Source organism: Phyllobacterium sp. P5_D12 (genome assembly GCF_054049495.1).
Window position 1 is genome coordinate 1 of the sequence record NZ_JBFUMG010000593.1, and the last position, 2,583, is coordinate 2,583.

Consider the following 2,583-nt stretch of genomic DNA (forward strand, 5'->3'; position numbering starts at 1 on the left):
GGATTGAAGGTGGCAAGCAAAGTGATCTTGCCGGCATCGAGCTGCGAGCGCAATTCCTGGATCTCGCCAATACCGATATCGAGCGTGCCATTGAGAACATTCAGCATCATGTCGCCGCCGCCCTCATGTGTAACGATTGCCGGAGTGACGCCTGCCGCCTTCTTCAATTGCTCGGCCGCCTGACGTTCCAGCGATGCCGGGTTGGCAGCACCCCAACGCCCGCGCTCTTTCTTAGCGTGGTCGATAACATCCTTGAGGGACTTGTAGGGGCCGTCGGTCCGCGTATAGATCACCTCGCTATCGGCGAAAATGTTCACCAGCGCATCCATATCCTTGTATGTATTCTGCGGTTTGCTCATCAGCGACGTGTAGATATAGGTCGGTGTCGTCGCGTAGAACACGCTACCATCGGCTGGCGCTGTCGCAACCCGTGCCATGGCCTTCGCGCCACTGCCGCCCTGGACATTTTCCACGATAAAGGTAGCGCCGATATACTTGCCCAGGTATTTCGTCATTTCGCGCAGAAAGACGTCACTGCCGCCGCCAGGGCTGGAATGGGTCACAAGCGTCACAACTTTATTGGGATAAGGCAGCGGATCGGCCTTGGCCGCTGCGCTGGATAAGATAGCGACAGTGGCAAGGCCGAGAGCCGCCACGCCGATCGATTTCATGAAATTCATTGTCTCTCTCCCTTTCAAGTACCGTTTCTTCAGAACGGCTTCCCTCTCTTCAAGTCATCCAGTAACGAGTTCCCGTTCGCCGCTGATGAGTGTAACAAGTCTTCCGACATCAGCACCTTTATCGACACTCTGCACCAGTGCCAGCAGTTCATCCTGGCAAGGGGTGTCAATGACGCCCTCCGCGCACATGCGAAACTTATCCTGAAGTCCAGCGTCGCTGATCGGGTTGGAAGGCCCGCCGCGGTAGCGCTCATCGGCCCATTGTATCAAGATACGCCCGTCCTTGGTCATCACCTCGATACGCGAGCGGATCTTGTCATAACCGAGCGCATCGATCTCAAGATCGTTGATGACATCCGTACGCGCTTGCAGATCCTGCATGGCATCTCCGGCTACAAACGCGTCCTCGAATTCATGGTGACTGGCGCGGCGGCACAGTACAATCATCGCAAGCAAGGCGGGCATCGAAAATTTAGCCTGGAGATGATTTTGCGCTATTGGATAGCGAATAGGCTCGATGATATTTTTGCCGGCAAAGAAGCGGATGCGTTCGACCTCTTGAGGTTTCAGATCGTGATCCAAGACCAGCTTCAGCATCGCGTCCATTGATTGATGGGTGAGAATACCCGACGGGTATGGCTTGATGCTGACGCCGGGCTCGATAATGGTCAAAGGAGCACCGAAGCCCGCAGCGGTCTTTCCCTCGTCGAAGCCCTCGCCCATGACCGAAAAGAAGCCCCAAGGGCCGTCGAGTGCGGCCGGATCCGCTTCGAAACCAGCTGCAGCGAGACGTGCCGCAGTGACACCATTTTCGCACGCACGTCCGACATGAAGCGGCTTGGTCATGGTGCCAAAATTGACACGGATACCGGCGGCAAAACTTGCCGCCAATCCGAGTGCGTTGGCGAGCTTGTCTCCCGTCAATCCCAGAAGCTTGGCAGCAGCGACAGCTGCGCCAAATGTGCCGACGGTACCACTGGTATGATGTCCGCGGCGGTAGTGACGCGGCTTCATCCATTCCGCAATCTTGCACTCGACTTCGAATCCAAGCTGGAAGGCGAGCATGAGGTCCCGACCATCCACATTGCCTTTTTCACTGGCAATGATCAGTGCAGCAGTAAGGGGTGGAACAGAGGGGTGGGTCAACAGACCATAGATATGGGCCGGATCATGGGAGACTTGCGTATCGTCCCAATCGTGCGCATGCCCGGCAGTCCCCCAAACGCGAGCGGCCAGTGATGCGGGCACCCTCGCGGATCCGTTGCCCGGCAAGGGCGCATCTTCACGACCTCCCTGAGCAAGGGCGTCTTCGATAAGAATGCGCACCGACGCTTCTCGACTGCCTGCGAGATAGAGGCCGACAGTGTCAACCATGCAGCGGCGGCCGACGACAAGCGCTTCTTCCGGCAGGTCCTCATAGGTCGTGCGTTCGATAAAACGTATGGCCTGTGCCGTGATGTCGGAAGATAAATTCACGCGTCTTGTCTCCTGATGAATATGCAAAGTTCGGCCGGATATTGCGCCGTCAGAAAACTAGGATGTAGAATGTAAATTGTCAACAATCATTGTAAATTGTCGACAATTAAGCGCGGCCGAATGCCGATGCGGCCTGCGTCAGGCGTGCGGTGGCAGTGCGGCGCGGTCTCGCTTCGCGGTGAGCCAATCCCTGACGCGGTAATAGCGTAGCGTCAGTTGCGGTCCAAAATTCATGTAAAACGGCGCCGCCGTCAGCGGCTCAAGCTTGAGCGCCAGATCCCTGTCAGGCACGCCAAGGGCCCATTCCGATAAAACGCCGCCCAGCATGCTCCCGGTCGGCACGCCGCGACCGGACAGTCCGGTCAGCGCGACGACACCCGGAGCCAGATCGTAAAGGCGTGGAACTGTACGATATTGCATGTCGAGT

Annotated in this window: 2 protein-coding genes and 1 pseudogene; all 3 read right to left on the reverse strand. The window is 57.1% G+C overall.

Annotation, left to right across the window (positions count from 1 at the left end):
* A partial coding sequence (locus ACXJ5O_RS23955) for a Bug family tripartite tricarboxylate transporter substrate binding protein (protein ID WP_457302086.1) occupies positions 1-680 on the reverse strand: 680 nt, incomplete at its 3' end.
* Between the two features lie 54 nt (positions 681-734).
* Positions 735-2,156, reverse strand: coding sequence for an MmgE/PrpD family protein (locus tag ACXJ5O_RS23960; RefSeq protein ID WP_457302087.1), 1,422 nt, complete (start codon positions 2,154-2,156; stop codon positions 735-737).
* Positions 2,157-2,294: 138 nt separating this feature from the next.
* A pseudogene (locus ACXJ5O_RS23965) lies at positions 2,295-2,583 on the reverse strand (NAD(P)/FAD-dependent oxidoreductase); the annotation flags it as partial.